Origin of the sequence: Yersinia mollaretii ATCC 43969 (assembly GCF_013282725.1) — a bacterium.
Classification (GTDB): domain Bacteria; phylum Pseudomonadota; class Gammaproteobacteria; order Enterobacterales; family Enterobacteriaceae; genus Yersinia; species Yersinia mollaretii.
The window spans coordinates 833686-858915 of sequence record NZ_CP054043.1 but is presented as its reverse complement, the minus strand read 5'-3'; the positions used below and the strand labels follow the sequence as shown (position 1 = coordinate 858915).

Genomic DNA, 25230 nt, shown 5'->3' with positions numbered 1-25230 from the left:
GATGTCTGAAGCACCAAAAAAGCGTTGGTACGTCGTTCAGGCGTTTTCCGGTTTTGAAGGCCGTGTAGCTCAATCGCTGCGCGAGCACATCAAGTTACATGACATGGAAGAGCTGTTTGGCGAAGTCATGGTTCCAACGGAAGAAGTCGTCGAGATTCGCGGTGGTCAACGCCGTAAAAGTGAACGCAAATTCTTCCCAGGTTATGTACTGGTCCAGATGGTGATGAACGATGCTAGCTGGCACTTAGTGCGTAGCGTGCCACGTGTCATGGGCTTTATCGGTGGTACATCCGATCGCCCGGCACCTATCAGTGATAAGGAAGTTGATGCGATTATGAATCGCCTTCAACAAGTGGGTGACAAGCCACGTCCTAAAACACTGTTTGAACCCGGTGAGCTGGTACGTGTTAGCGATGGTCCATTTGCAGACTTTAACGGTACCGTTGAAGAAGTGGATTACGAAAAGAGCCGCTTGAAAGTGTCTGTTTCCATCTTTGGCCGTGCAACACCGGTCGAGTTGGACTTCAGCCAGGTAGAAAAAGGCTGATTCATTTTTCGACAATGGTTGGAATTTGAGTCTTGTCTTAGGCGCGAAATTACAATATAATTTCGCGCCTTTTGTTTTTAGATGTTTTGCTTTTGTCATCCGTGGCAACCCTAAGCGAGACAAAACACGGGGAGCCTCAAACGAGGCGATATTACCCAAATCGAGGAAATCGTAAATGGCTAAGAAAGTACAAGCCTATGTCAAGCTGCAAGTTGCAGCTGGTATGGCGAACCCAAGTCCACCAGTTGGTCCAGCTTTGGGTCAGCAGGGTGTTAACATCATGGAATTCTGTAAAGCGTTCAATGCTAAGACTGAAAGCATTGAAAAAGGCCTGCCGATCCCTGTTGTTATTACTGTTTATTCTGATCGCTCTTTCACTTTCGTTACTAAAACCCCGCCAGCAGCAGTTCTGCTGAAAAAAGCGGCTGGTATTAAGTCTGGTTCCGGTAAGCCGAACAAAGACAAAGTAGGGACCGTGACCAGTGCTCAGGTTCGTGAAATCGCAGAAACCAAAGCTGCGGATATGACTGGTGCTTCAATTGACGACATGATGCGTTCAATTGAAGGTACTGCTCGTTCCATGGGCCTGGTAGTGGAGGGTTAATAAATGGCTAAGCTGACCAAGCGCATGCGCGTGATCCGTGACAAAGTTGATGTTACTAAGCAATATGATATCAACGAAGCTGTTGCCCTGCTGAAAGAGCTGGCTACTGCTAAATTCGTAGAAAGCGTGGACGTTGCCGTTAACCTCGGTATCGACGCACGTAAATCTGACCAGAACGTTCGTGGTGCAACTGTGTTGCCACATGGTACTGGCCGTTCAGTACGCGTTGCTGTTTTCGCTCAGGGTGCAAACGCTGAAGCTGCGAAAGAAGCAGGCGCTGAATTGGTAGGTATGGAAGATCTGGCTGACCAAATCAAGAAAGGCGAAATGAACTTCGACGTTGTTATTGCTTCTCCGGATGCAATGCGCGTTGTGGGTCAATTGGGCCAAATCTTGGGTCCACGTGGCCTGATGCCTAACCCTAAAGTGGGTACTGTGACTCCTAACGTTGCTGAAGCAGTTAAGAATGCTAAAGCAGGTCAGGTTCGTTATCGCAACGACAAAAACGGTATTATCCACACAACAATTGGTAAAGTTGATTTCGACTCAGAGAAGTTGAGAGAAAACTTAGAATCACTGATTGTTGCGCTGAAGCGTGCTAAACCAGCTACAGCGAAAGGCGTTTATATCAAGAAAATCAGCCTGTCCACCACCATGGGCGCCGGCGTTGCTATTGATCAAAGCGGCCTGACTGCAGTAGTGAACTAATCACTATTTGCTTTTATCGCTTTACGTGGGCGTAAGGTTTGTCTAGAATCTTACGCCCATGCTTCTGTTGAAGGTGTTTTTTCTCTCAACAGAAAACAGAATTTTTCGGTTGGAGCTTGGCCTTATCCAAGCCTCCGTCCAAGACCGCAGGTGTTCTGCAAAGAACTTAATCTCCTGCGTAGACGGTGACAGAACCTAAAGAAATTTTTTCTCTTTTTTATAAAGAATTGAAAAGAATAGTCTTTGCTGGATTCTGCTCACCGTGTTTCAACGCCCGTTCACTGCATTTTGTAGTGTGTTGGGTGACGTGAGTTCCGGGGAATTACTCCCCGGTTAATCCAGGAGCAAGAACTAATGGCACTAAATCTTCAAGGCAAACAAGCGATTGTTGCTGAAGTTAAAGAAGTAGCCAAAGGTGCGCTGTCTGCGGTTGTTGCGGATTCTCGTGGCGTTACCGTTGATAAAATGACTGAACTGCGTAAAGCAGGTCGTGAAGCTGGCGTTCATATGCAAGTTGTTCGTAACACCTTGCTGCGTCGCATCGTTGAAGGCACTCCATTCGAATGCCTGAAAGACACGTTTGTTGGTCCAACCTTGATTGCATTCTCTACTGAGCACCCGGGCGCAGCTGCTCGTCTGTTCAAAGCATTTGCTAAAGATAATGCAAAATTTGAGGTTAAAGCAGCAGCCTTTGAAGGCGAGTTAATCCCTGCGGCTCAGATCGACCGCCTGGCAACTCTGCCGACCTACGAAGAAGCAATCGCACGTCTGATGGGAACCATGAAAGAAGCCGCTGCTGGCAAATTGGTTCGTACTTTGGCTGCGCTGCGTGACCAGAAAGAAGCTGAAGCGGCTTAATCGCCCTCACTTTTTTAGTCATTGCTTTTTAACGTATTAACTATTTCTGTATTTTAGGAACACTTGTTATGTCAACTATCACTAAAGACCAAATTCTGGAAGGCGTTGCAGCTCTGTCTGTAATGGAAATCGTTGAACTGATCTCTGCTATGGAAGAGAAATTCGGCGTTTCTGCTGCTGCTGTTGCTGCAGGTCCTGCTGCTGCTGCTGAAGCTGTTGAAGAACAAACTGAATTCAACGTTGTTCTGGCTTCATTCGGCGACAACAAAGTTGCAGTAATCAAAGCTGTTCGCGGCGCAACTGGTCTGGGCTTGAAAGAAGCTAAAGATCTGGTTGAATCTGCACCAGCAGTTCTGAAAGAAGGCGTGAACAAAGACGAAGCTGAGTCTCTGAAAAAATCTCTGGAAGAAGCTGGTGCTTCTGTTGAGATCAAGTAAGTTAAGCTTTGAGTTCGCAGCCTAACTTATAGGCTGATGGCTGGTGACTTTTTAGTCATCAGCCTTTTTGCGCTGTAGGGCGTCAGTTGCATTTCACACTGTTTAGCGACTGACTCACCCCTAATATTCCTTTCTATTGACGACTTAATATACTGCGTTCTCAGCTACGACCCACTCGGGTAGCTCGGTAGTCAAAGTAACGCGATGAAATGGTTTAAGAGTGATAGGAAAGAGTATTCCGAGAGGTGTTTCGACTTCTCAATCAAAATAATAGTGTTGCATGACCTGTCCTAGTGTTAGGGCGGACAGAGTGGGTCACTGATCAGCGAGCTGAGGAACCCTATGGTTTACTCCTATACCGAGAAAAAACGTATTCGTAAGGATTTTGGTAAACGTCCACAAGTCTTGGACATACCTTATCTCCTTTCTATCCAACTTGACTCGTTCCAGAAATTTATCGAGCAAGATCCCGAAGGGCAGCACGGCCTAGAAGCAGCATTCCGTTCTGTTTTTCCAATCCAGAGCTACAGCGGCAATTCGGAGCTGCAATACGTTAGCTACCGTCTTGGTGAGCCAGTATTTGACGTCAAAGAGTGCCAGATCCGTGGTGTGACTTATTCCGCACCGCTGCGCGTTAAGCTGCGTCTGGTTATCTATGAGCGTGAAGCTCCGGAAGGTACGGTTAAAGACATCAAAGAACAAGAAGTCTACATGGGTGAAATTCCACTCATGACCGAGAACGGTACCTTTGTCATTAACGGTACTGAGAGGGTTATCGTATCTCAGCTGCATCGTAGCCCAGGCGTCTTCTTTGACAGTGATAAGGGTAAAACCCATTCATCGGGTAAAGTGCTATATAACGCACGTATCATCCCTTATCGCGGTTCATGGTTAGATTTCGAGTTTGACCCGAAAGACAACCTGTTTGTCCGTATTGACCGTCGTCGTAAATTGCCTGCAACCATCATTCTGCGTGCATTGAATTTCACCACTACACAGATCTTGGATCTGTTCTTTGACAAAGTGGTCTTTGAGATTCGTGACAACAAGCTGCAGATGGAATTGGTTCCAGAGCGTCTGCGCGGTGAAACGGCATCCTTTGATATTGAAGCGAATGGCAAAGTTTACGTCGAGAAAGCGCGTCGTATTACTGCTCGCCATATTCGCCAGCTTGAAAAAGACGGCATTGATCGCATCGAAGTTCCGGTTGAATACATTGCCGGCAAAGTGGTCGCAAAAGACTATATCGATGAGAACACGGGCGAACTGATCTGTGCAGCCAACATGGAGCTGTCACTGGATCTACTGGCTAAGCTGAGCCAGTCTGGCCACAAGCATATCGAAACACTGTTCACCAACGACCTGGATCACGGTGCTTATATCTCCGAGACCCTGCGTGTTGACCCAACCAGCGATCGTCTGAGCGCTCTGGTTGAGATCTACCGCATGATGCGTCCTGGTGAGCCACCAACACGTGAAGCAGCTGAAAATCTGTTTGAGAACTTGTTCTTCTCTGAAGACCGCTACGATTTGTCTGCGGTTGGCCGGATGAAGTTCAACCGTTCACTGCTGCGTGACGAGATCGAAGGTTCCGGTATCCTGAGCAAAGAAGACATCACAGAAGTGATGAAAAAGCTCATCGATATCCGTAACGGTAAAGGCGAAGTGGATGATATCGACCACTTAGGCAACCGTCGTATTCGTTCCGTTGGTGAAATGGCTGAAAACCAGTTCCGTGTTGGTCTGGTTCGTGTTGAGCGTGCAGTTAAAGAGCGTTTGTCTCTGGGCGACCTCGACACTCTGATGCCTCAGGACATGATCAACGCCAAGCCAATTTCGGCTGCGGTGAAAGAGTTCTTTGGTTCCAGCCAGTTGTCACAATTTATGGACCAGAACAACCCGCTGTCTGAAATCACGCATAAGCGTCGTATTTCTGCATTGGGCCCGGGCGGTTTGACCCGTGAACGTGCTGGCTTTGAAGTTCGAGACGTTCATCCGACTCACTACGGTCGTGTATGTCCAATCGAAACGCCAGAAGGTCCAAACATCGGTCTGATCAACTCCTTGTCCGTGTACGCACAGACCAATGAGTATGGTTTCCTGGAAACTCCGTATCGTCGCGTGCGTGACGGTGTGGTGACTGATGAAATCAACTACCTGTCTGCTATTGAAGAGGGCAACTTCGTTATCGCTCAGGCGAACTCCAACTTGGACGAAGACGGCCGCTTCATTGAAGACTTAGTCACTTGTCGTAGCAAAGGCGAATCAAGCCTGTTCAGCCGCGATCAAGTTGACTACATGGACGTTTCCACTCAACAGGTGGTGTCCGTTGGTGCTTCTCTGATTCCATTCTTGGAACACGATGACGCCAACCGTGCCTTGATGGGTGCGAACATGCAACGTCAGGCCGTTCCTACTCTGCGTGCTGATAAGCCGCTGGTAGGTACGGGTATGGAACGTGCGGTAGCGGTTGACTCAGGGGTAACCTCTGTAGCCAAACGTGGCGGTACTGTTCAGTACGTAGATGCATCCCGTATCGTTATTAAAGTTAACGAAGACGAAATGTATCCGGGCGAAGCAGGCATTGATATTTATAACCTGACCAAATACACCCGTTCTAACCAGAACACCTGTATCAACCAGATGCCGTGTGTGAATCTGGGTGAGCCAATCGAGCGCGGCGACGTGCTGGCAGATGGCCCATCAACAGACTTGGGCGAACTGGCATTGGGTCAGAACATGCGCGTAGCCTTCATGCCTTGGAACGGTTACAACTTCGAAGACTCCATCTTGGTCTCCGAGCGCGTGGTGCAAGAAGATCGCTTCACGACCATCCACATTCAGGAATTGGCATGTGTGTCTCGCGACACCAAGTTAGGGCCTGAAGAGATCACTGCCGACATCCCTAACGTGGGTGAAGCTGCGCTCTCCAAACTGGATGAGTCCGGTATCGTCTATATCGGTGCTGAAGTGACTGGCGGCGACATTCTGGTCGGTAAGGTGACACCTAAAGGTGAAACTCAACTGACGCCAGAAGAGAAGCTGTTACGTGCGATCTTCGGTGAGAAAGCGTCTGACGTTAAAGACTCTTCTCTGCGTGTACCAAACGGTGTTTCCGGTACGGTTATCGACGTGCAGGTCTTTACTCGCGATGGCGTAGAAAAAGACAAACGTGCGTTGGAAATCGAAGAGATGCAACTGAAGCAGGCTAAGAAAGACCTGACTGAAGAGTTGCAGATTCTGGAAGCGGGCCTGTTTGCACGTATCCACGCAGTACTGGTTTCTGGTGGCATCGAAGCTGACAAGCTGAGCAAGTTACCACGTGATCGCTGGCTGGAACTGGGCCTGACCGACGAAGACAAGCAAAACCAGCTGGAACAGTTGGCAGAGCAGTACGACGAAATGAAATCCGAATTCGAGAAGAAGATGGATGCCAAGCGTCGTAAGATCACCCAAGGTGATGATTTGGCACCGGGCGTGCTGAAGATCGTCAAGGTGTATCTGGCCGTTAAACGTCAGATTCAACCGGGTGACAAGATGGCGGGTCGTCACGGTAACAAAGGTGTTATCTCCAAGATTAACCCGATCGAAGATATGCCTTACGATGAAAACGGTACGCCGGTAGACATCGTTCTGAACCCGCTGGGCGTACCATCGCGTATGAACATCGGTCAGATTTTGGAAACCCACTTAGGGATGGCAGCGAAAGGCATCGGCGAGAAAATCAACGCCATGCTGAAGAAGCAGGAAGAAGTTGCCAAACTGCGTGAGTTCATCCAGAAAGCCTACGATCTGGGCGACAACGTTTGTCAGAAAGTGGATCTGAGCACCTTTACCGATGACGAAGTACTGCGTCTGGCTGAGAACCTGAAAAAAGGTATGCCAATCGCAACGCCAGTCTTCGATGGTGCGACAGAGAAAGAGATCAAGGAACTGTTACAGCTGGGTGGCCTGCCAACTTCTGGTCAGATTACTCTGTTTGACGGCCGTACCGGTGAGCAGTTCGAGCGCCAGGTTACTGTCGGCTACATGTATATGCTGAAACTGAACCACTTGGTTGATGACAAAATGCATGCGCGTTCTACCGGTTCTTACAGTCTGGTTACTCAGCAGCCGCTGGGTGGTAAGGCTCAGTTCGGTGGTCAGCGCTTCGGTGAGATGGAAGTGTGGGCGTTGGAGGCTTATGGCGCCGCGTACACATTGCAGGAAATGCTTACCGTCAAGTCCGACGATGTAAACGGCCGTACCAAGATGTACAAAAACATCGTGGATGGCGATCACCGTATGGAACCAGGTATGCCGGAGTCCTTCAACGTATTGTTGAAAGAAATCCGCTCGCTGGGCATCAATATCGAGCTGGAAGAAGAGTAACTCTTCCCCAGACGGCAAGCTCTCATAGCCGGGAGCTTGCTGGTGGTTCGCACTGGTCACAGGGGCGCTCAAACTTAGGTTTTTATATTCTTAAGTTTGGGCGCCTATCAGGTCTAACTCCGACAGGAGCCAATCCGTGAAAGACTTATTAAAGTTTCTGAAAGCGCAAACTAAGACCGAAGAGTTTGATGCGATCAAAATTGCTCTGGCATCGCCAGACATGATCCGTTCATGGTCGTTCGGCGAAGTGAAAAAGCCGGAAACCATTAACTACCGTACGTTCAAACCAGAACGTGACGGCCTTTTCTGCGCCCGTATCTTTGGCCCAGTAAAAGATTACGAATGCCTGTGCGGTAAGTACAAGCGTTTGAAACACCGTGGTGTTATTTGTGAGAAATGCGGCGTTGAAGTGACTCAAACTAAAGTACGCCGTGAGCGTATGGGTCACATCGAGCTGGCTTCTCCGACTGCGCACATCTGGTTCCTGAAATCTTTGCCTTCGCGCATCGGTTTGTTGCTGGACATGCCATTACGTGACATCGAACGTGTACTGTACTTCGAATCCTATGTGGTTATCGAAGGCGGCATGACCAACTTAGAACGTCGTCAGATCCTGACTGAAGAGCAGTATCTGGACGCGTTGGAAGAGTTTGGTGATGAGTTCGACGCGAAAATGGGCGCTGAGGCGATCCAAGCCCTGTTGAAAAACATGGATCTGGAAGCTGAGTGCGAGATCCTGCGTGAAGAATTGAACGAAACAAATTCTGAAACCAAGCGTAAGAAGCTGACCAAGCGTATCAAGCTGCTGGAAGCGTTCGTACAGTCTGGCAACAAGCCAGAGTGGATGATCCTGACCGTGCTGCCTGTATTGCCGCCAGATCTGCGTCCATTGGTTCCATTGGATGGCGGTCGCTTTGCGACTTCTGATCTGAACGATTTGTATCGTCGCGTGATCAACCGTAACAACCGTCTGAAGCGCCTGCTGGACTTGGCTGCTCCTGACATCATCGTACGTAACGAAAAGCGTATGCTGCAAGAAGCAGTAGATGCATTGCTGGATAACGGCCGTCGCGGTCGTGCAATTACCGGCTCTAACAAGCGTCCGTTGAAGTCACTGGCTGACATGATCAAAGGTAAGCAAGGTCGTTTCCGTCAGAACTTGCTGGGTAAACGTGTTGACTACTCAGGCCGTTCGGTTATCACCGTGGGTCCATACCTGCGTCTGCATCAGTGCGGTCTGCCGAAGAAAATGGCACTTGAGCTGTTCAAACCGTTCATCTACGGCAAGCTGGAACTGCGTGGTCTTGCGACCACCATCAAAGCAGCCAAGAAGATGGTTGAGCGTGAAGAAGCGGTTGTTTGGGATATCTTGGATGAAGTTATCCGCGAACACCCAGTGCTGCTGAACCGTGCACCAACACTTCACCGTTTGGGTATCCAAGCGTTTGAACCGGTTCTGATCGAAGGTAAGGCAATCCAGTTGCACCCACTGGTTTGTGCGGCATACAACGCCGACTTCGATGGTGACCAAATGGCTGTTCACGTACCGCTGACACTGGAAGCTCAGTTAGAAGCGCGTGCGTTGATGATGTCTACCAACAACATCCTGTCACCTGCGAACGGCGAGCCAATCATCGTTCCTTCTCAGGACGTTGTATTGGGTCTGTACTACATGACTCGTGACTGTGTTAACGCCAAAGGCGAAGGCATGGTTCTGACTGGCCCGAAAGAAGCCGAGCGTATTTACCGCGCTGGCTTGGCATCTCTGCATGCACGGGTAAAAGTCCGTATTACTGAAGAAATTCGTAATATCGAAGGCGAAAGCATTACGCGTACCAGCATTATCGATACGACTGTCGGCCGTGCCATTTTGTGGATGATTGTCCCGAAAGGCCTGCCTTACTCTATCGTTAATCAGCCGTTGGGCAAAAAAGCTATCTCCAAGATGCTGAACACCTGTTACCGCATCTTAGGCTTGAAACCAACAGTTATCTTTGCTGACCAGATCATGTACACCGGTTTTGCTTACGCAGCCCGTTCAGGCGCTTCTGTAGGTATCGATGACATGGTTATCCCAGAAGCGAAAGCCGGGATCATCGAAGAAGCTGAAACTGAAGTTGCCGAGATCCAGGAACAGTTCCAATCTGGTCTGGTAACCGCAGGCGAACGTTATAACAAAGTGATCGATATCTGGGCCGCAGCCAACGAACGTGTTGCTAAGGCGATGATGGATAACTTATCTGTAGAAGACGTCGTTAACAGCAAAGGCGAAATCGAACAGCAGGTCTCCTTCAACAGCATCTTTATGATGGCCGACTCCGGTGCGCGTGGTTCTGCTGCACAGATTCGTCAGCTAGCAGGGATGCGTGGCCTGATGGCTAAGCCAGATGGCTCGATCATTGAAACGCCAATCACCGCGAACTTCCGCGAAGGTTTGAACGTACTTCAGTACTTCATCTCAACGCATGGTGCGCGTAAAGGTTTGGCAGATACCGCATTGAAAACGGCGAACTCCGGTTACCTGACTCGTCGTTTGGTTGACGTGGCACAGGATCTGGTTGTCACCGAAGATGACTGCGGTACCCATAACGGTATCGTGATGACGCCGGTTATCGAAGGTGGTGATGTTAAAGAGCCACTGCGCGATCGCGTTCTGGGTCGTGTGACCGCTGAAGAAGTTATCAAGCCGGGTACGGCTGATATTCTGGTTCCGCGTAACACCCTGTTGGACGAAAAATGGTGTGATCTGTTAGAAGATAACTCCGTCGACAGCGTTAAAGTTCGTTCAGTTGTAAGCTGTGAAACCGATTTCGGTGTGTGTGCTAACTGCTACGGTCGCGACCTAGCACGTGGTCACATCATCAACAAAGGTGAAGCGGTAGGTGTTATTGCAGCACAGTCCATCGGTGAGCCGGGTACTCAGCTTACGATGCGTACGTTCCACATCGGTGGTGCGGCATCTCGTGCGGCAGCAGAATCGAGCATTCAGGTTAAGAACAAAGGCACGCTGAAACTGAGCAACGTCAAGTTCGTCACCAATGCAGCGGGCAAGCTGGTTATTACTTCGCGTAATACCGAGCTGAAGCTGATCGACGAATTCGGTCGTACTAAAGAGAGCTACAAAGTGCCTTACGGTGCCGTAATGGGCAAAGGCGATGGCGCAGAAGTGGTTGGCGGCGAAACCGTTGCTAACTGGGATCCGCACATCATGCCAGTTGTGACCGAAGTGAGCGGTTTCATTCGCTTCGCGGACATGGTTGACGGCCAGACCATTACTCGCCAGACCGACGAACTGACGGGCTTGTCTTCTCTGGTGGTTCTGGATTCAGCAGAGCGTACCGGTAGCGGTAAAGACCTGCGTCCAGCACTGAAAATCGTTGATGCTAAAGGCAACGACGTATTGATCCCAGGTACAGATATGCCTGCTCAATACTTCCTGCCGGGTAAAGCGATTGTACAGTTGGAAGACGGCATTCAGATCGGCGCGGGTGACACCTTGGCGCGTATTCCGCAAGAATCAAGCGGTACCAAGGATATTACCGGTGGTCTGCCACGTGTTGCTGACTTGTTCGAAGCACGTCGTCCGAAAGAGCCTGCAATCCTGGCTGAAATCAGCGGGATCATCTCGTTCGGTAAAGAGACCAAAGGCAAGCGTCGTCTGGTGATCTCACCGTTGGATGGTAGCGATGCATACGAAGAGATGATTCCGAAATGGCGTCAGCTCAACGTGTTCGAAGGTGAAATTGTAGAACGCGGCGACGTGGTCTCTGACGGCCCAGAATCTCCACACGACATTCTGCGTCTGCGTGGCGTTCATGCGGTTACCCGTTACATCACCAACGAAGTGCAGGAAGTTTACCGTCTGCAAGGCGTTAAGATTAACGATAAACACATTGAAGTTATCGTTCGTCAGATGCTGCGTAAAGGCACCATCGTTGATGCAGGTAGCACCGACTTCTTGGAAGGCGAGCAGGCAGAAATGTCTCGCGTTAAAATCGCTAACCGTAAGCTGGCAGCTGAAGGCAAAATCGAGGCTACGTTTACACGTGACCTGCTGGGTATCACCAAGGCATCCTTGGCGACCGAGTCCTTCATCTCTGCGGCTTCGTTCCAAGAAACCACGCGCGTTCTTACTGAAGCGGCAGTTGCCGGTAAACGTGATGAACTGCGTGGCCTGAAAGAGAACGTTATCGTGGGCCGTCTGATTCCAGCCGGTACCGGTTACGCTTATCATCAGGATCGTGCGCGCCGTAAAGCACAAGGTGAAGCCCCTGTTGTTCCGCAAGTTAGCGCGGATGAAGCAACGGCTAACCTGGCTGAATTGCTCAACGCCGGTTTTGGTAACAGCAAAGACTAAGATCTTTGTTTGTCACCAAGCTAAAAACCACTCCTTCGGGAGCGGTAGCTATCAGGTAAGGATCAGTTGAGCGATCCTTATACTGTGTGAAAATCCGAGAATGTTTTCATTCTCGGATTTTTTTTTATGCAAACCTCTCACGTCCTTGACCCCATCTCTCGCTACAATGCGACTCGTCATCTTCCTGACTTCTCAGTATCCCGACTGAATACTCCTTAAATATTCAATATCTTCTACTTTAAATTTTATTATTTCTATAATAATAAACATAACTTATTTGCATTTATTCTCGATAGAATTCCTCCATGGTTTATGCAAAAGTTAATGGAGTTTTTTTGTATCGCAGGAGTATTGTTTTATAAGGATATGAATTTATGATACGTACAACTAATAATTGGGTAGGGTTAGTAGATGAATCAAAGTTTCTGAGTGAACTCTCTATTCCTGGAACTCACGATTCTGCTGCATACACTCACCATCCTATTTCATTTGGGTATGTTCAGACGCAACGCTGGAATATAAGAGAGCAATTAGATAGTGGTATAAGGTTTCTTGATATAAGGTGTCGCCTTATTGAGAATGTATTCACTCTACACCATGGTAGCGTTTATTTAGGCTTAAATTTCGGCGATGTATTAGCGAGTTGCATTAAGTTTTTATTAGATAATCCAACAGAGTTTATTATACTTTCCGTTAAAAAAGAGCATACCGAAAAAGATAGTACCATGCCATTTCACAAGGTAATGTCTGAACGGTATATAAAAAATCACAATAATTTATTTTTCACAGAAAATAAAATACCGACCATTAAGGAGATAATTGGGAAAATTGTCCTTTTCCGTCGCTACCACGGAGGTGATTTAGGCATTAATGCGGCACAATGGCGAGACAATAATACCTTTACGATTAAAAATAGAAATTACAACATACATATTCAAGATAAATATTCTGGCTATAATCTTTTAGACTTTGATAAAAAAAGAGAGCATGTAGCTAAATTAATAAAACGTGTCAGGAATGGGAAAAAAAATGAATTGTATATTAACTTTATCAACGTAAGTGACATTACTGTTACTCCTCTATTAGGTGCGGTGGGTAATATTTTTAGGGATGGCCTTAATGAATGGTTCACTGATGAATACAAGACATGCACAACATGCCAATTAGGGATAGTAGTTTCTGATTTTGTCGATACCAATAATGCAGCCATGATAAATGTTATTTTGAAGTCAAATACTGATTTTTATTAAAAGCACGACATTGACTAGATTATCTAAATAATATTTAAATCTTCATGTAAGGAAGATAATTTATGAATAGAAAAAATTGGATGGGGAAATTAAATGATTCAATGCTACTGAGTAATATATCTATTCCTGGTACACATAACTCGGCAGCTATCTTCCCTTTCATGATACCCACTGGGCAGATTCAGACACAATTATGGGATATAGATGTTCAATTGAATAACGGCATTCGATTCCTAGATATAACATGTCGCCTAATTAAAGATGTATTGGCACTCTATCATAGTGACGTATATCTGAATCAGAATCTCAGTGATGTGTTAACGAGTTGTTTAGTGTTTATAAAAAACAACCCGACCGAGTTTATTATACTTTCGATAAAACAGGTGGGGGATGATGAGGAATTTCATGATGTTTTGTTAAAGAGTTATCTAACTGTATATATTGATTATTTTTTTATCACCAATAAAATACCATCCATTGAAGAAATGCGAGGCAAGATAATTCTGTTATGCCGCTATCCAGGTAGGAATGTGGGCATTAATGTCATGCCGTGGGAAGATAATAAGACTTTTGTTATAGACAATGGTCATTATAAAGTACATGTGCAGGACGAGCATTCTGATTATACTGTGTTATCAATAACAAATAAAAGAAAACCCATTAGTGACTTAATCGCGTTGGCTAAAAATAAAAGAGATGATGAAATTTATATTAATTACACCAATATAGGCGGATATCTGGTGACTCCTTTTATCGGTGCTAACGGATTTACAGAATATGACGGTATTAATAAGTGGTTTTCCAATGAATATAAACATAGAACCAAAAGTTATTTGGGAATTATAGTTTCTGACTGTGTTGACGTGCAAGAAGGTGAAATTATAGATACCGTTATTAATGCAAACTTCTAAGTGGCAGCGACTTTTCTAACTGAAGCTAAAGTCAGTCTCAGTGCCGCCATCACTGAAACTGCTTTACCCTCCAAAAATCTAATTCAACACGCTTGCTACACTTAACCTGCGGGCGTAGCGCTGACGGATTAGAGAGATCGCCCTAAATGGCGATCCCAGTCTTTCCAAACCGGTTGCAGTCCTGCTTGCGTTAAGGCGTGGGCCACTTGTTGCGGCGAACGATTATCGTGGGGAGCGAATTGCTCCAGCTCAGGGTGATCGTCAGCATAACCACCCGGCTGAGTTTTAGAGCCCGCACTGACATTATTGATCGCCACCGGAATCACGTTGTCGCGAAAGAACGGCGATTCGCGGGTGGATAATGACAACTCCACATCCGGCGCGAACAGGCGAAAAGCGCAAATCAGTTGCAGCAGTTGCGGCTCGCTCATCAGTGATGCGGGTTCAATGCCGCCTGCACAGGGCCGTAGACGCGGGAAGGAGATTGAATAGCGGCTCTGCCAATAGGTTCGTTGCAGGTAGAATAGGTGTTCCGCCAACATATAGCAGTCTGTTCGCCAGCTATGGGATAGCCCGATCAAGGCACCCAATCCGATCTTATCGATCCCGGCCCGCCCTAGTCGATCAGGGGTCGCCAATCGCCAATGAAAATCCTGCTTATGGCCGCGCAAGTGATGCTGCTGATAGGTCGCTGGGTGATAGGTCTCCTGATAAACCATCACGCCATCCAATCCCAAGTTTTTTAATTCCGCATACTCCGCTTCTGCCAGCGGTTGCACCTCCATCATCAGCGAACTAAAACGTTGGCGAATCGCGGGCAGGTGGCGACGAAAATAATCCATGCCCACCTTAGCTTGATGCTCTCCGGTGACCAGTAGCAAGTGTTCAAAGCCCAGTGCTTTGATGGCCTCACATTCGCGGATGATCTCCTCTTCATTCAATGTCTTACGTTTGATGCGATTACTCATTGAGAAGCCGCAATAAGTGCAATCATTGGCACAGAGGTTGGAGAGATAGAGCGGCACATAAAAACCCACGGTATTGCCGAAACGTTGGCGAGTGAGCTGCTGCGCTTTTTGCGCCATTGGCTCCAGATAGGCCAGTGCTGCGGGTGAAATCAGCGCCATCAGATCTTCGCGATCGGGTTTGCTGCTATTGATGGCCCGTTCGACATCACGGGCCGTTTTGGCATTGATGCGCAGCGAAATATCATCCCAATCCAATTGCTGCCAGTGATGGCTAAACCCTTCAGACATGATGATTCTCCTCCAGTTGGCTGAGAAATCCAGTCAGTGGGCTGGTGGCCGCCGCCTGACGTTGTGAATGTCCCAGCCCCGCCTGACGCGCTAACTCGCCGGACTCCACTGCCAGCCGAAAAGCGTGGGCCATTTGCACGGGCGAACGGGCGACAGCAATTGCGGTATTCACCAATACAGCATCAGCACCCAGCTCTATCGCCTCAAGCGCATGACTGGGTGCGCCAATACCGGCATCGACCACCACCGGAACTTGGGCTTGTTCGATAATAATTTGCAGAAAATCGCGGGTGCGTAATCCCAAGTTTGAGCCGATAGGCGCACCCAGTGGCATCACGGCGGCACAGCCAGCTTCCTCCAAGCGCTTACACAATACTGGGTCAGCGCCGCAGTAAGGCAGCACCACGAAACCCTCCTTCACCAATATTTCAGCGGCTTTCAGAGTCTCTATCGGGTCGGGCAGCAGATACTTCACATCGGGGTGAATCTCCAATTTTACCCAATGAGTGCCAAGCGCCTCACGGGCCAGACGTGCCGCAAACACCGCTTCTTCGGCGGTTTTCGCCCCCGAGGTATTGGGCAGCAAGCGCACACCTAACTGGCGCAATGGCGCGAGAATGGCATCGTTGCCTGATTTCAGGTCAACCCGCTTCATCGCCATGGTGATTAACTGCGAACCGGATGCCTGTAGCGCCGACAACATCAGCGCTGGCGTCGAAAATTTTCCGGTTCCGGTAAAGAGTCTTGAGGTAAAAGTGGTATCGGCAATTTTCAACATATCAGCCTCCAGCAATCGCTTGAAACAGCAAAATGTCATCCCCGTCCTGCAATAGGTGGTTGTCCCAACTATCACGGGGAATAATGGTTTGATTGATCGCCAGTGCGCAGCCCGGCTGGAGATAACCCCGTTGCGCTAATAGCGCCTTCACCGTCAGCGCATTTTCCAGCTCGATCCCTTCATCATTGAGTGAAATTCTCACGCTTTGCCTCCGCAGACCGGACAGTGACTGGCTTTGCTGAGTTGTAGCGTGCTCCAGCTTTGCTGTTTTCCATCGAAAAGACGTAATTTTCCACTGAGCGCCGAGGGCAACCCTGCCAGCATTTTGATCGCCTCCAATGCCTGCAAAGTGCCAATCACCCCGACCACTGGCCCCAAGACTCCGGCGGTGCGGCAGTTACGCTGCTGCGTCTCTTTGCTGGGATACAGGCAGGCGTAGCAGCCGTGGGCATAAGGGGGGTCGATAATCAGCAATTGGCCGCTGAACCCGACGGCACTGCCGCTGATCAGGGGCTTGCCCGCGTGCACACAGGCGGCATTCACTTGATGGCGAGTTTCCATGTTGTCGCAGCAATCGAGTACTAAATCCACCGCCGCCACCGCCTCGGTCAAGGGGCTGCCCGCCAGCCGTTGATCGAGGGTGATCGCCTCTATCTGCGGGTTCAGACTTTGTAAGTGGCGCTGCGCTAATTTGGCCTTGTTTTGACCCATATCCGCCGTGCGATAGAGCACCTGCCGCTGTAAGTTACTTATCTCCAAGGCGTCATCATCGGCCAGCCACAATTTACCGACGCCCGCGGCGGCGAGATAGAGTGCGGCGGGTGAGCCAAGGCCGCCCAGACCGACAATCAGTACGCTAGCCTGTTTGAGTTTTTGCTGCCCCTCAGGGCCGAGATCTTCCAATAGCAACTGGCGGCTATAGCGCAGAAAGTCCTGATCACTCAACGCGTTATCGTGCATAAGTTGACTCCTTACCTTCCACCAGTCGCAGTAACTGCGCGGTTGCGTGCTGCCAGTCGGCAGCTTGCGTAATGGCGCTCACCACCGCAACGCTGCCTACACCGCTGGCGACCACCTGAGGAACACGCTCCAGATTGATGCCGCCAATGGCCACGGTGGGGTAATCAGGTGTATTAATCACTTGGCGGGTTAAGGCCGCTAGCCCCTGTGGCGATGAAGGCATCTGTTTGGTTTGCGTCGGAAAAATATGGCCGAGGGCGATATAGGAAGGGCGCAACTCACGCGCGCGCGCCAACTCCTGCTCATCGTGGGTCGACACGCCCAGCCGTAATCCGGCCTGCTGAATCGCCACCAAATCCGCCACTTCCAGATCCTCTTGCCCCAGATGAACGCCGTAAGCGCCGTGTTTTATCGCCAGCCGCCAGTAGTCATTGATAAATAAGCGGGCGTTATAGCGTTTTCCCAATGCAATGGCAGCAGCAATATCCTGCTCCCCCTGAATTTCATCTAATGTTTTGATCCGCAATTGGATAGTGGTCACACCGCTGGCCAATAGCCGAGTGATCCAGAGCAGTGAATCCACCACCGGGTACAAACCCAATCGGTGTTCCGTGGCGGCAAAGGGGGCATTAGGCTTGTTCATCGTTAACCTCGATCTGCCGGAGAGTGGCGCTGTGGTACAACTCGCTGCCACGAGAGCGGAATTCAGCCGACATCTGCGCCATGCCCGCTTGTTGAATCTGGATGGGTTGTGCCGTGATGGCCTCGTTTTGTGTGGCGCCCAGCTCTTGCGCGGCTGCCAACTCTTGTGCCGCGGCCAGTTCTTGCGTAGCGGCATAGTCGCGCACTTCTTGCGAGATTTTCATTGAGCAGAATTTCGGCCCACACATCGAGCAGAAGTGGGCCACTTTGCCGGACTCTTGCGGCAGAGTTTCATCGTGATAGGCGCGCGCGGTTTCAGGATCGAGGGCCAGATTGAACTGATCTTCCCAGCGAAATTCAAAGCGGGCTTTGGACATGGCGTTATCGCGGATCTGCGCGCCGGGGTGGCCTTTGGCGAGATCGGCGGCGTGAGCAGCAATCTTATAAGTGATCAGCCCCTGCTTCACATCGTCTTTATTCGGCAAGCCCAGATGCTCTTTCGGTGTCACGTAACAGAGCATGGCGCAACCAAACCAGCCGATCATCGCCGCGCCAATGCCTGAGGTGAAGTGATCGTAACCCGGCGCGATATCGGTTGTTAGCGGCCCCAAGGTGTAAAACGGCGCTTCATGGCAGTGCTCCAGCTCTTCGGTCATATTGCGGCGGATCATCTGCATCGGCACGTGGCCGGGGCCTTCGATCATCACCTGAACGTCATACTCCCACGCGATTTTGGTTAATTCACCCAGTGTATGTAATTCAGCAAATTGGGCCTCGTCATTGGCATCCTGAATAGAACCGGGGCGTAAGCCATCACCCAGTGAGAGTGAAACGTCGTAAGCAGCGCAAATTTGGCAGATTTCGCGGAAATGCTGATACAGGAAATTTTCCTGATGATGAGATAGACACCACTTAGCCATGATGGAACCGCCGCGAGAGACAATGCCAGTCAGACGTTTGGCGGTCATTGGTACATAGCGCAGCAACACGCCAGCGTGGATAGTAAAGTAATCCACCCCTTGCTCCGCCTGCTCCAGCAAGGTATCGCGGAACATCTCCCATGTCAGGTTTTCGGCCACACCATTCACTTTTTCCAGCGCCTGATAAATAGGGACTGTCCCGATTGGCACTGGACTGTTACGCAAAATCCATTCACGGGTTTCATGAATATAGCGCCCAGTCGATAAGTCCATTACGGTGTCGGCCCCCCAGCGCGTTGACCACACCAGTTTTTCCACCTCCTCTTCGATGGAGGAGGTCACCGCCGAATTACCGATGTTCGCGTTCACTTTGACCAAGAAATTGCGACCAATAATCATCGGCTCAGCTTCAGGGTGGTTAATATTGGCGGGGATGATGGCGCGGCCCGCAGCGACCTCTTGGCGCACGAATTCTGCCGTGATGTTCTCCGGCAAATTAGCGCCGAAATTCTGCCCAGGGTGCTGGTGGCGTAAGACTTCACCGCGAATTCTTTCTCGCCCCATGTTTTCACGAATGGCGATAAATTCCATCTCTGGCGTGGCAATCCCCGCGCGAGCGTAGTGCAGTTGGGTGACGCACTTGCCTTCAATGGCTTTTTTCGGCTTGGGTAAGTGCTCAAAGCGCAGATGATCTAAACCTTCGTCCGCTAAACGCTGCTGGGTAAAGCCTGAACTGACGGAGGTGAGGGCTTCGGTATCCTGACGATCGGCTATCCAACTGGCGCGCAGTTTGGGCAACCCCACATGCACATCCAGTTTAGCGAGGGGGTCGCCATAAGGGCCGGAGGTGTCGTAAACCGGAATGGCTTCATTATCTTCGTAGCGAGGTGAGTCCTTACTGCCGCTGATCAGGGTCGGGCTAAGCTGAATCTCGCGCATCGGCACTTGAATATCAGACCGCGAGCCTTGCAGATAAATACGTTGGGAGTTGGGGAAAGTGACGCCCTGCAAAGTATCAATAAACTGTTGAGCCTCTTCGCGCTGTTGTTTGCGAGGAATGAGTTTGCGAGGAGTGGCTTTACGCGAGTGTGATGAGCTTTTAGCGGTGACTGACGTTGTATTATTAGACATAGCAAATTCCTACCAGTGTGTGGTGTATAGGGAAAATTGCTTGTCTGGAGCTTGGCGGGAGTAACGATGTTGGCCAGTGACCGGAAGCCACCTGTGAAGGGGAGACCGGGCCTGTAGCGATAAATTACTCTTGTTCCCTTCGCGGGTACTAACCCGATCAGGTTCCGCGGATCCCGAATTAACGGTCTCAGCCTGCGTTTGCTGTTAAAAGCCGACGCTAGGCACTCCGACAAGAATCCTCAGTATATGAGGTTGTATTAAAACTGCAATAGCGGGCCGTAAGCTGTTTTACCTGCCACTTTGAATTTGGGCGGTGCTCCAAATCCAAATGGCCTGCGACAATGGCGCTGACTATTACGGTATTCGGTTAATTGGCCTGACTCTTTTTATTTTCTGGCTGAGCGGCTTGCCAAGACTCTGCTGCCCACTTAATTAACTGGTCTTCTAACTGGAAACGGGCGTCGAGAGCTTCGCCAATATCGGAGAGCGCCTGCTGGAACTCGGCGCAGCTATCATCATCGATTTCGATGTTGGTATAGCGATCATGGAATGACATGATAGTTTGGGTGTTATTTTTCAACGCGGGGTAAACTTTGGTGGTCAGCGCCATTCTTGGGCTGGACTCGCCTTCTACCTGCTTGATAATTCGGTCGTAGATGTGAAAATGACCAGAAGAGAGATAATCCACCAGATTATGACAAAAGTTCTCCAGCGCTTTTTCATTAAGCGGGGTATGCTTTTCTTTTCGCGGCTTAATACCGATCACGGTGCAATACGAAACTAAAAGTTCTTTACGTGCATGAAGCCATTGATCAATTAATTCATTACTGCCGCCAACGCGTTGAGTCAAGCTTTCCAGTCGATTGAGCATGAACGACTCCGTGAAGTAATAATGAGTTACAAAAAAGTAACAAGCCAGTTTCTAGATTGCCAGTGAAGTCGAGGTTGTGCAACAACGATATGGAACTACAGCTTACAGGTAAAGAGAGTGGCTGGTGGATCGTCAGCCATGAAAACAAGTTATGGCTACCGAAAGGGGAGCTGCCGCAAGGCAATGCCGCCAATTGGTCGCTACAGGGCGCAACCGCCAGACAGATAGGGGAGTGGCAGGGGCAGGCGGTTTGGTTGATTCGTCAGCTAATGCCGACCGACATGGGCTCTGTGCGTCAATTACTGGATGTTGATCGTGGTTTGTTCCAACTGGCCGGGCGCGGTGTGCAGCTAGCAGAGTTTTATCGCTCCCATCGTTTCTGTGGATACTGTGGTCATCAAATGCATGCCAGCCGCACCGAATGGGCTTGCCTGTGTAACCACTGCCGCGAGCGCTATTATCCGCAAATCGCCCCTTGCGTGATTGTCGCTATTCGCCGTGGTGATGAAATTTTATTGGCACAACATGTGCGGCATCGCGGCGGCATCAATACCGTGTTGGCCGGTTTTGTCGAAGTGGGCGAAACCTTAGAGCAGGCGGTCTCCCGCGAAGTGTTGGAAGAGAGCAATATCCACATCAAAAATCTGCGCTATGTCACCTCGCAGCCTTGGCCCTTTCCGCACTCGCTCATGGTGGCGTATATGGCGGAGTATGACAGCGGTGAACTGCGGCACGATCCGAAAGAGCTGCTGAATGCCGGTTGGTATCGCTACGACCAATTACCCTTACTGCCGCCGCCGGGCACCGTGGCACGCAGGCTGATTGAAGATACGGTGGTCTTGTGTCGCCATGAGCAGGAAAGCTGAATCTGACATGCTACAATGCAGCCCAATAAAAGATGGTCGCTAGGTAATTAAGGGAGCTTCACCATGAATGAATTGAAAAACGATCGCTATCTGCGGGCTTTATTGCGTCAACCGGTCGATGTCACGCCAGTATGGATGATGCGTCAGGCGGGCCGCTATTTGCCAGAATATAAAGCCACCCGCGCCATTGCCGGGGATTTTATGTCACTGTGCAAAAATGCCGAGTTAGCCTGTGAAGTGACGATGCAGCCATTGCGTCGTTACCCGTTGGATGCGGCGATTCTATTTTCAGACATTCTGACTATCCCGGATGCAATGGGGCTGGGGCTTTACTTTGAAACCGGCGAAGGCCCCCGTTTCCAGTCGCCGATTACCTGCCGTGCCGATGTTGAAAAGTTGCCGATCCCCGATCCTGAACAGGAGTTGGGTTACGTCATGAATGCGGTGCGGACGATTCGCCGTGAGCTGGCAGGGCAAGTGCCACTGATTGGCTTCTCCGGCAGCCCATGGACGCTGGCAACCTATATGGTCGAGGGCGGTAGTAGCAAGGCTTTCACCAAACTGAAAAAAATGATGTACGCCGAACCACAAACGCTGCATCTGTTGCTGGATAAACTGGCCGATAGCGTCATTTTGTATCTCAATGCGCAAATCAAGGCGGGCGCGCAGTCCGTCATGGTCTTTGATACGTGGGGCGGTGTGCTGACTGGCCGCGATTATCTCGATTTCTCATTGAATTACATGCATAAAATCGTCAACGGCCTGATCCGTGAAAACGACGGTCGCCGCGTCCCAGTCACCTTGTTCACCAAAGGCGGCGGGCAGTGGTTGGAAGCGATGGCCGCTACCGGTTGTGATGCGCTGGGGCTGGATTGGACCACCGATCTTGCCGACGCGCGCCGCCGCGTGGGTGACAAAGTTGCGCTGCAAGGCAATATGGACCCTTCCATCCTGTATGCTCCCCCTGCGCGTATTGAACAAGAAGTCAGCACCATTTTAGCCAGTTTTGGGCAAGGCGAAGGGCATGTCTTTAATCTGGGCCACGGCATTCATCAGGATGTCCCGCCAGAACATGCCGGCGCGTTTGTTAAGGCGGTGCATACGTTATCGCAGCCTTATCACCAATAAATTATCTGAATAGGTCGCCAGAGGATGGATACCAAAGCGCTACGGGCAGAGCAGCAACAGCGGGCATCTGAGGTTATCCTCGAAGATGGCTGTATTGATGAGCAAGTGCGCTTTATTGCTGGCGCTGATGTCGGCTTCGAGCAGCAGGGGGAGGTGACCCGTGCTGCTATCGCGATTTTGCGCTATCCCTCGCTCGAGCTGGTGGAATATCAGATTGCGCGGGTAGAAACTTCACTGCCGTATATCCCCGGTTTACTCTCTTTTCGTGAATATCCTGCATTATTAGCCGCTTGGGCGCAGCTCCAGCAACGGCCTGATCTGGTTTTTGTGGATGGGCAGGGCATCGCGCATCCACGCCGTTTAGGGGTTGCTAGCCATTTTGGTCTGTTAGTGGATGTGCCGACGATTGGTGTCGCCAAGAGTCGCCTATGTGGGCATTTTCAGCCGCTAGAGAACAATAACGGCGCAGTGCAATCTCTGGCAGTACAACCCCTGATCGATGGCGATGAGCAGCTTGGCTGGGTATGGCGCAGTAAAGCCCGCTGTAATCCGTTGTTTATTTCGCCGGGACATCGCGTGAGTGTGGCCAGCGCATTGACGTGGGTTCAGCGCTGTATGGCGGGTTACCGCCTGCCGGAACCGACCCGTTGGGCCGATGCGATTGCCTCAAACCGCCCGCAATTTCAACGTTGGGTGCGGAAAACTCCTGATTTGCTTGGCAACAATAGGGATATGATTTAATTTCGGGTACACTGCCGCGCAGATAATGAATAATGAGAACTCATCATGATACGTAATCCGATTCATCTACGTCTCGAAAAGCTGGAGAGCTGGCAACACCTGACTTTCATGGCTTGTTTGTGCGAACGGATGTATCCCAACTATCAGCAGTTTTGTTTGGAAACTGAATTTGGCGATCCGGCAGTTTACCGGCGCATTCTGGACCTTATCTGGGAAACGTTGGTCGTAAAAGACGCTAAAGTTAATTTTGATAGTCAGTTGGAGAAGTTGGAAGAGGCAATTCCTTCAGCTGATGACTATGCTATCTACGGTGTTTATCCCGCTATCGATGCATGTATTGCATTGAGTGAGGCTATCCATTCGCGTTTGAGTGGCGAAACACTAGAACATGCTATCGCGATCAGCGAAGCATCAATTCGCACCGTTGCCATGTTGGAAATGACACTGGCTGGCAAAGAAATGACCGATGAAGAGCTAAAAGTTTTGCCCGCAGTGGAAGAAGAGTGGGACATCCAATGGGAGATTTTCCGCCTTTTGGCTGACTGTGAAGAGCGTGACCTAGATTTGATAAAAGGGTTACGATCTGACCTGCGGGAAGCGGCTGTGAGCAACATTGGCATAAATTTAACGCAATAAGGCAAGAAAACGTGATTTAACGCCTGATTTGTCACGTCTTAAGGCTTCACATCTGCCCCCTGTCTGTTCTACATTTGGGGGGCGAAAAAAAGTGGCTATCGGTGCGTGTATGCAGGAGAGTGCTGTTCATCGGCATATCCGTCGCACTTGATGCTTTGCAAACGATAAACACACTGTAAGGATAACTTATGAATAAGACTCAACTGATTGACGTAATCGCGGACAAAGCGGACCTTTCTAAAGCTCAAGCTAAAGCTGCTTTGGAGTCCACACTGGCTGCAATTACCGAATCTCTGAAAGACGGTGATCCAGTACAATTGGTTGGTTTCGGTACTTTTAAAGTAAACCATCGCAATGAGCGCACTGGCCGCAACCCACAAACTGGTAAAGAAATCAAAATTGCTGCAGCTAATGTGCCAGCGTTTGTTTCTGGTAAAGCACTGAAAGATTCTGTTAAATCTTAATAGTGTGTCAGTGAAAATAATAAGCAGGGGGGTGGCAAAGCCCCTTTTGTTTATGCAGCGGGTGCTGATGACCCTCGGCCTAGCCTTTGGTCTCAGCGCTTGTAGCAGTCAGTCAGGTTCCCCCCAATTCAGTGCCAGCGGATACATCGCCGATAGCGGCGTGGTGCGCTTATGGCGTCAGGATAATGCGCAGCAACAACCACTGGTGTTGATGAGCGTCTATAGCCCCTACTCCGGGGACAATACCCGTGTCACTTTCTATGAGTACCAAAATGGTATTTTGCGGGAGATTCGTCGCAACGATTTAGGCCATCAGCCACAAAGCGTCGATTTGCGTTTCGACGAGCAGGGGCAGGTGAGCTTTATGCAGCGCCAACTGGCCGAGCGGCGTGAACAGCTCTCAAACGATGAGATTGCGGTTTATCAGTTGGAAGCCAAGCGCATTCTGGACCTGAGCAGTGCACTGCGTGCCGGAAACGTCAGATTAATTCAGGGGCGTTGGCAGGAGGGCATCGTCACTACCTGTGCGGGAAAAACATTACGGCTGAGTCTCGATGATAGCTCGCAGACATGGCTGAGTCGGCGGGGCGGGAAGAGTGCGCAACCCTTAGGTGTCGCGTGGCTGGACTCACCGGAAGGCCAACAGTTACTGTTGGTTGCTAATCAGGATTTCTGCCACTGGGAACCGACCTCAGGCAGTTTATAGTTTCGCGATAAGATAGAAGAAAATAAAAGAAAATAAAAGAAAATAAAAGAAAAGGGCACAGCGAACCGTGCCCATAGCAAGAGAGTAC

At 49.8% G+C, this 25230-nt stretch carries 22 protein-coding genes and 1 riboswitch; of the genes, 15 read left to right on the top strand and 7 right to left on the bottom strand.

Translation table 11 applies throughout. The features are described 5' to 3' along the window. Position 1: 1 nt before the first annotated feature. The 9 genes from nusG to HRD69_RS03690 all read left to right on the top strand — a co-directional run bounded on the left by nusG (position 2) and on the right by HRD69_RS03690 (position 14043). Entirely contained in the window at positions 2 to 547 is a 546-nt protein-coding gene (gene nusG / locus HRD69_RS03730; RefSeq protein WP_004876755.1) for a transcription termination/antitermination protein NusG, read from the top strand. A gap of 175 nt (positions 548 to 722) precedes the next feature. Then, entirely contained in the window at positions 723 to 1151 is a 429-nt protein-coding gene (gene rplK / locus HRD69_RS03725; protein WP_004393384.1) for a 50S ribosomal protein L11, read from the top strand. 3 nt (positions 1152 to 1154) lie between these two features. Beyond that, entirely contained in the window at positions 1155 to 1859 is a 705-nt protein-coding gene (rplA, locus tag HRD69_RS03720) for a 50S ribosomal protein L1 (RefSeq protein ID WP_004876758.1), read from the top strand. A gap of 354 nt (positions 1860 to 2213) precedes the next feature. Continuing rightward, positions 2214 to 2717 carry a 50S ribosomal protein L10 gene (rplJ, locus tag HRD69_RS03715; protein ID WP_004876760.1) on the top strand — a complete coding sequence of 168 codons (504 nt, stop codon included), beginning with the start codon at positions 2214 to 2216 and terminating at the stop codon, positions 2715 to 2717. 68 nt (positions 2718 to 2785) lie between these two features. Further along, positions 2786 to 3154 (top strand): 50S ribosomal protein L7/L12, encoded by a 369-nt coding sequence (gene rplL / locus HRD69_RS03710; protein WP_004876762.1) that lies wholly within the window; start codon positions 2786 to 2788, stop codon positions 3152 to 3154. 342 nt (positions 3155 to 3496) lie between these two features. After that, positions 3497 to 7525, top strand: coding sequence for a DNA-directed RNA polymerase subunit beta (gene rpoB, locus HRD69_RS03705; RefSeq protein ID WP_004876764.1), 4029 nt, complete (start codon positions 3497 to 3499; stop codon positions 7523 to 7525). Between the two features lie 136 nt (positions 7526 to 7661). Then, a complete protein-coding gene (gene rpoC / locus HRD69_RS03700; RefSeq protein ID WP_004876765.1) occupies positions 7662 to 11882 on the top strand; it encodes a DNA-directed RNA polymerase subunit beta' in 4221 nt (1406 codons plus the stop codon). A gap of 374 nt (positions 11883 to 12256) precedes the next feature. Continuing rightward, positions 12257 to 13132 carry a phosphatidylinositol-specific phospholipase C gene (locus tag HRD69_RS03695; protein WP_004876767.1) on the top strand — a complete coding sequence of 292 codons (876 nt, stop codon included), beginning with the start codon at positions 12257 to 12259 and terminating at the stop codon, positions 13130 to 13132. 62 nt (positions 13133 to 13194) lie between these two features. Further along, positions 13195 to 14043 carry a phosphatidylinositol-specific phospholipase C gene (locus HRD69_RS03690; protein WP_172984596.1) on the top strand — a complete coding sequence of 283 codons (849 nt, stop codon included), beginning with the start codon at positions 13195 to 13197 and terminating at the stop codon, positions 14041 to 14043. 128 nt (positions 14044 to 14171) lie between these two features. On the opposite strand, the gene thiH is transcribed toward HRD69_RS03690, so the two are convergent. The 7 genes from thiH to HRD69_RS03655 all read right to left on the bottom strand — a co-directional run bounded on the left by thiH (position 14172) and on the right by HRD69_RS03655 (position 20601). Further along, complete coding sequence (gene thiH, locus HRD69_RS03685; protein ID WP_032815229.1) at positions 14172 to 15299, bottom strand: 2-iminoacetate synthase ThiH; 1128 nt, start codon at positions 15297 to 15299, stop codon at positions 14172 to 14174. Next, positions 15292 to 16077, bottom strand: a complete 786-nt coding sequence (locus HRD69_RS03680; protein ID WP_004876772.1) for a thiazole synthase — start codon at positions 16075 to 16077, stop codon at positions 15292 to 15294. The genes thiH and HRD69_RS03680 overlap by 8 nt, the downstream gene beginning before the upstream one ends. A gap of 1 nt (position 16078) precedes the next feature. Further along, positions 16079 to 16279 (bottom strand): sulfur carrier protein ThiS, encoded by a 201-nt coding sequence (gene thiS / locus HRD69_RS03675; RefSeq protein ID WP_032815230.1) that lies wholly within the window; start codon positions 16277 to 16279, stop codon positions 16079 to 16081. Then, the gene (locus tag HRD69_RS03670; RefSeq protein WP_032815231.1) at positions 16276 to 17037 is read right to left on the bottom strand and encodes a HesA/MoeB/ThiF family protein; all 762 of its coding nucleotides are present in this window, start codon (positions 17035 to 17037) and stop codon (positions 16276 to 16278) included. Before HRD69_RS03670 ends, thiS begins: the two co-directional genes overlap by 4 nt. Next, entirely contained in the window at positions 17027 to 17680 is a 654-nt protein-coding gene (gene thiE / locus HRD69_RS03665) for a thiamine phosphate synthase (protein WP_032815232.1), read from the bottom strand. Before thiE ends, HRD69_RS03670 begins: the two co-directional genes overlap by 11 nt. Continuing rightward, a complete protein-coding gene (gene thiC / locus HRD69_RS03660) occupies positions 17667 to 19730 on the bottom strand; it encodes a phosphomethylpyrimidine synthase ThiC (protein WP_004876776.1) in 2064 nt (687 codons plus the stop codon). The genes thiE and thiC overlap by 14 nt, the downstream gene beginning before the upstream one ends. 117 nt (positions 19731 to 19847) lie before the next feature. Then, a riboswitch (TPP riboswitch) is annotated at positions 19848 to 19969 on the bottom strand. 128 nt (positions 19970 to 20097) lie between these two features. Next, a complete protein-coding gene (locus tag HRD69_RS03655) occupies positions 20098 to 20601 on the bottom strand; it encodes an Rsd/AlgQ family anti-sigma factor (protein ID WP_004876777.1) in 504 nt (167 codons plus the stop codon). 89 nt (positions 20602 to 20690) lie between these two features. Between HRD69_RS03655 and nudC the strand changes: the two genes are divergently transcribed. The 6 genes from nudC to HRD69_RS03625 all read left to right on the top strand — a co-directional run bounded on the left by nudC (position 20691) and on the right by HRD69_RS03625 (position 25142). Continuing rightward, positions 20691 to 21467 (top strand): NAD(+) diphosphatase, encoded by a 777-nt coding sequence (gene nudC, locus HRD69_RS03650; protein WP_004876778.1) that lies wholly within the window; start codon positions 20691 to 20693, stop codon positions 21465 to 21467. Between the two features lie 63 nt (positions 21468 to 21530). Next, positions 21531 to 22595 carry a uroporphyrinogen decarboxylase gene (gene hemE, locus HRD69_RS03645; protein ID WP_004876779.1) on the top strand — a complete coding sequence of 355 codons (1065 nt, stop codon included), beginning with the start codon at positions 21531 to 21533 and terminating at the stop codon, positions 22593 to 22595. Between the two features lie 24 nt (positions 22596 to 22619). Further along, complete coding sequence (gene nfi / locus HRD69_RS03640; protein WP_004876780.1) at positions 22620 to 23336, top strand: deoxyribonuclease V; 717 nt, start codon at positions 22620 to 22622, stop codon at positions 23334 to 23336. A 45-nt stretch (positions 23337 to 23381) separates the two neighbouring features. Next, positions 23382 to 23972, top strand: coding sequence for a YjaG family protein (locus HRD69_RS03635; protein WP_032815233.1), 591 nt, complete (start codon positions 23382 to 23384; stop codon positions 23970 to 23972). A gap of 188 nt (positions 23973 to 24160) precedes the next feature. Further along, positions 24161 to 24436: a nucleoid-associated protein HU-alpha gene (hupA, locus tag HRD69_RS03630; RefSeq protein WP_004876782.1), complete on the top strand. Its 276-nt coding sequence runs from the start codon at positions 24161 to 24163 to the stop codon at positions 24434 to 24436. 52 nt (positions 24437 to 24488) lie between these two features. Then, positions 24489 to 25142 (top strand): DUF1481 domain-containing protein, encoded by a 654-nt coding sequence (locus HRD69_RS03625; protein WP_004876783.1) that lies wholly within the window; start codon positions 24489 to 24491, stop codon positions 25140 to 25142. The last annotated feature ends 88 nt before the right edge of the window (positions 25143 to 25230 follow it).

Excerpts from the sequence above, each read along its gene's own strand:
- nusG (WP_004876755.1), top strand. The coding sequence starts at position 2 with ATGTCTGAAGCACCAAAAAAGCGTTGGTACGTCGTTCAGGCGTTTTCC.
- rplK (WP_004393384.1), top strand. The coding sequence starts at position 723 with ATGGCTAAGAAAGTACAAGCCTATGTCAAGCTGCAAGTTGCAGCTGGT.
- rplA (WP_004876758.1), top strand. The coding sequence starts at position 1,155 with ATGGCTAAGCTGACCAAGCGCATGCGCGTGATCCGTGACAAAGTTGAT.
- rplJ (WP_004876760.1), top strand. The coding sequence starts at position 2,214 with ATGGCACTAAATCTTCAAGGCAAACAAGCGATTGTTGCTGAAGTTAAA.
- rplL (WP_004876762.1), top strand. The coding sequence starts at position 2,786 with ATGTCAACTATCACTAAAGACCAAATTCTGGAAGGCGTTGCAGCTCTG.
- rpoB (WP_004876764.1), top strand. The coding sequence starts at position 3,497 with ATGGTTTACTCCTATACCGAGAAAAAACGTATTCGTAAGGATTTTGGT.
- HRD69_RS03695 (WP_004876767.1), top strand. The coding sequence starts at position 12,257 with ATGATACGTACAACTAATAATTGGGTAGGGTTAGTAGATGAATCAAAG.
- HRD69_RS03690 (WP_172984596.1), top strand. The coding sequence starts at position 13,195 with ATGAATAGAAAAAATTGGATGGGGAAATTAAATGATTCAATGCTACTG.
- thiH (WP_032815229.1), bottom strand. The coding sequence starts at position 15,299 with ATGTCTGAAGGGTTTAGCCATCACTGGCAGCAATTGGATTGGGATGAT.
- HRD69_RS03680 (WP_004876772.1), bottom strand. The coding sequence starts at position 16,077 with ATGTTGAAAATTGCCGATACCACTTTTACCTCAAGACTCTTTACCGGA.
- HRD69_RS03670 (WP_032815231.1), bottom strand. The coding sequence starts at position 17,037 with ATGCACGATAACGCGTTGAGTGATCAGGACTTTCTGCGCTATAGCCGC.
- thiE (WP_032815232.1), bottom strand. The coding sequence starts at position 17,680 with ATGAACAAGCCTAATGCCCCCTTTGCCGCCACGGAACACCGATTGGGT.
- thiC (WP_004876776.1), bottom strand. The coding sequence starts at position 19,730 with ATGTCTAATAATACAACGTCAGTCACCGCTAAAAGCTCATCACACTCG.
- HRD69_RS03655 (WP_004876777.1), bottom strand. The coding sequence starts at position 20,601 with ATGCTCAATCGACTGGAAAGCTTGACTCAACGCGTTGGCGGCAGTAAT.
- nudC (WP_004876778.1), top strand. The coding sequence starts at position 20,691 with ATGGAACTACAGCTTACAGGTAAAGAGAGTGGCTGGTGGATCGTCAGC.
- hemE (WP_004876779.1), top strand. The coding sequence starts at position 21,531 with ATGAATGAATTGAAAAACGATCGCTATCTGCGGGCTTTATTGCGTCAA.
- nfi (WP_004876780.1), top strand. The coding sequence starts at position 22,620 with ATGGATACCAAAGCGCTACGGGCAGAGCAGCAACAGCGGGCATCTGAG.
- HRD69_RS03635 (WP_032815233.1), top strand. The coding sequence starts at position 23,382 with ATGATACGTAATCCGATTCATCTACGTCTCGAAAAGCTGGAGAGCTGG.
- hupA (WP_004876782.1), top strand. The coding sequence starts at position 24,161 with ATGAATAAGACTCAACTGATTGACGTAATCGCGGACAAAGCGGACCTT.
- HRD69_RS03625 (WP_004876783.1), top strand. The coding sequence starts at position 24,489 with ATGCAGCGGGTGCTGATGACCCTCGGCCTAGCCTTTGGTCTCAGCGCT.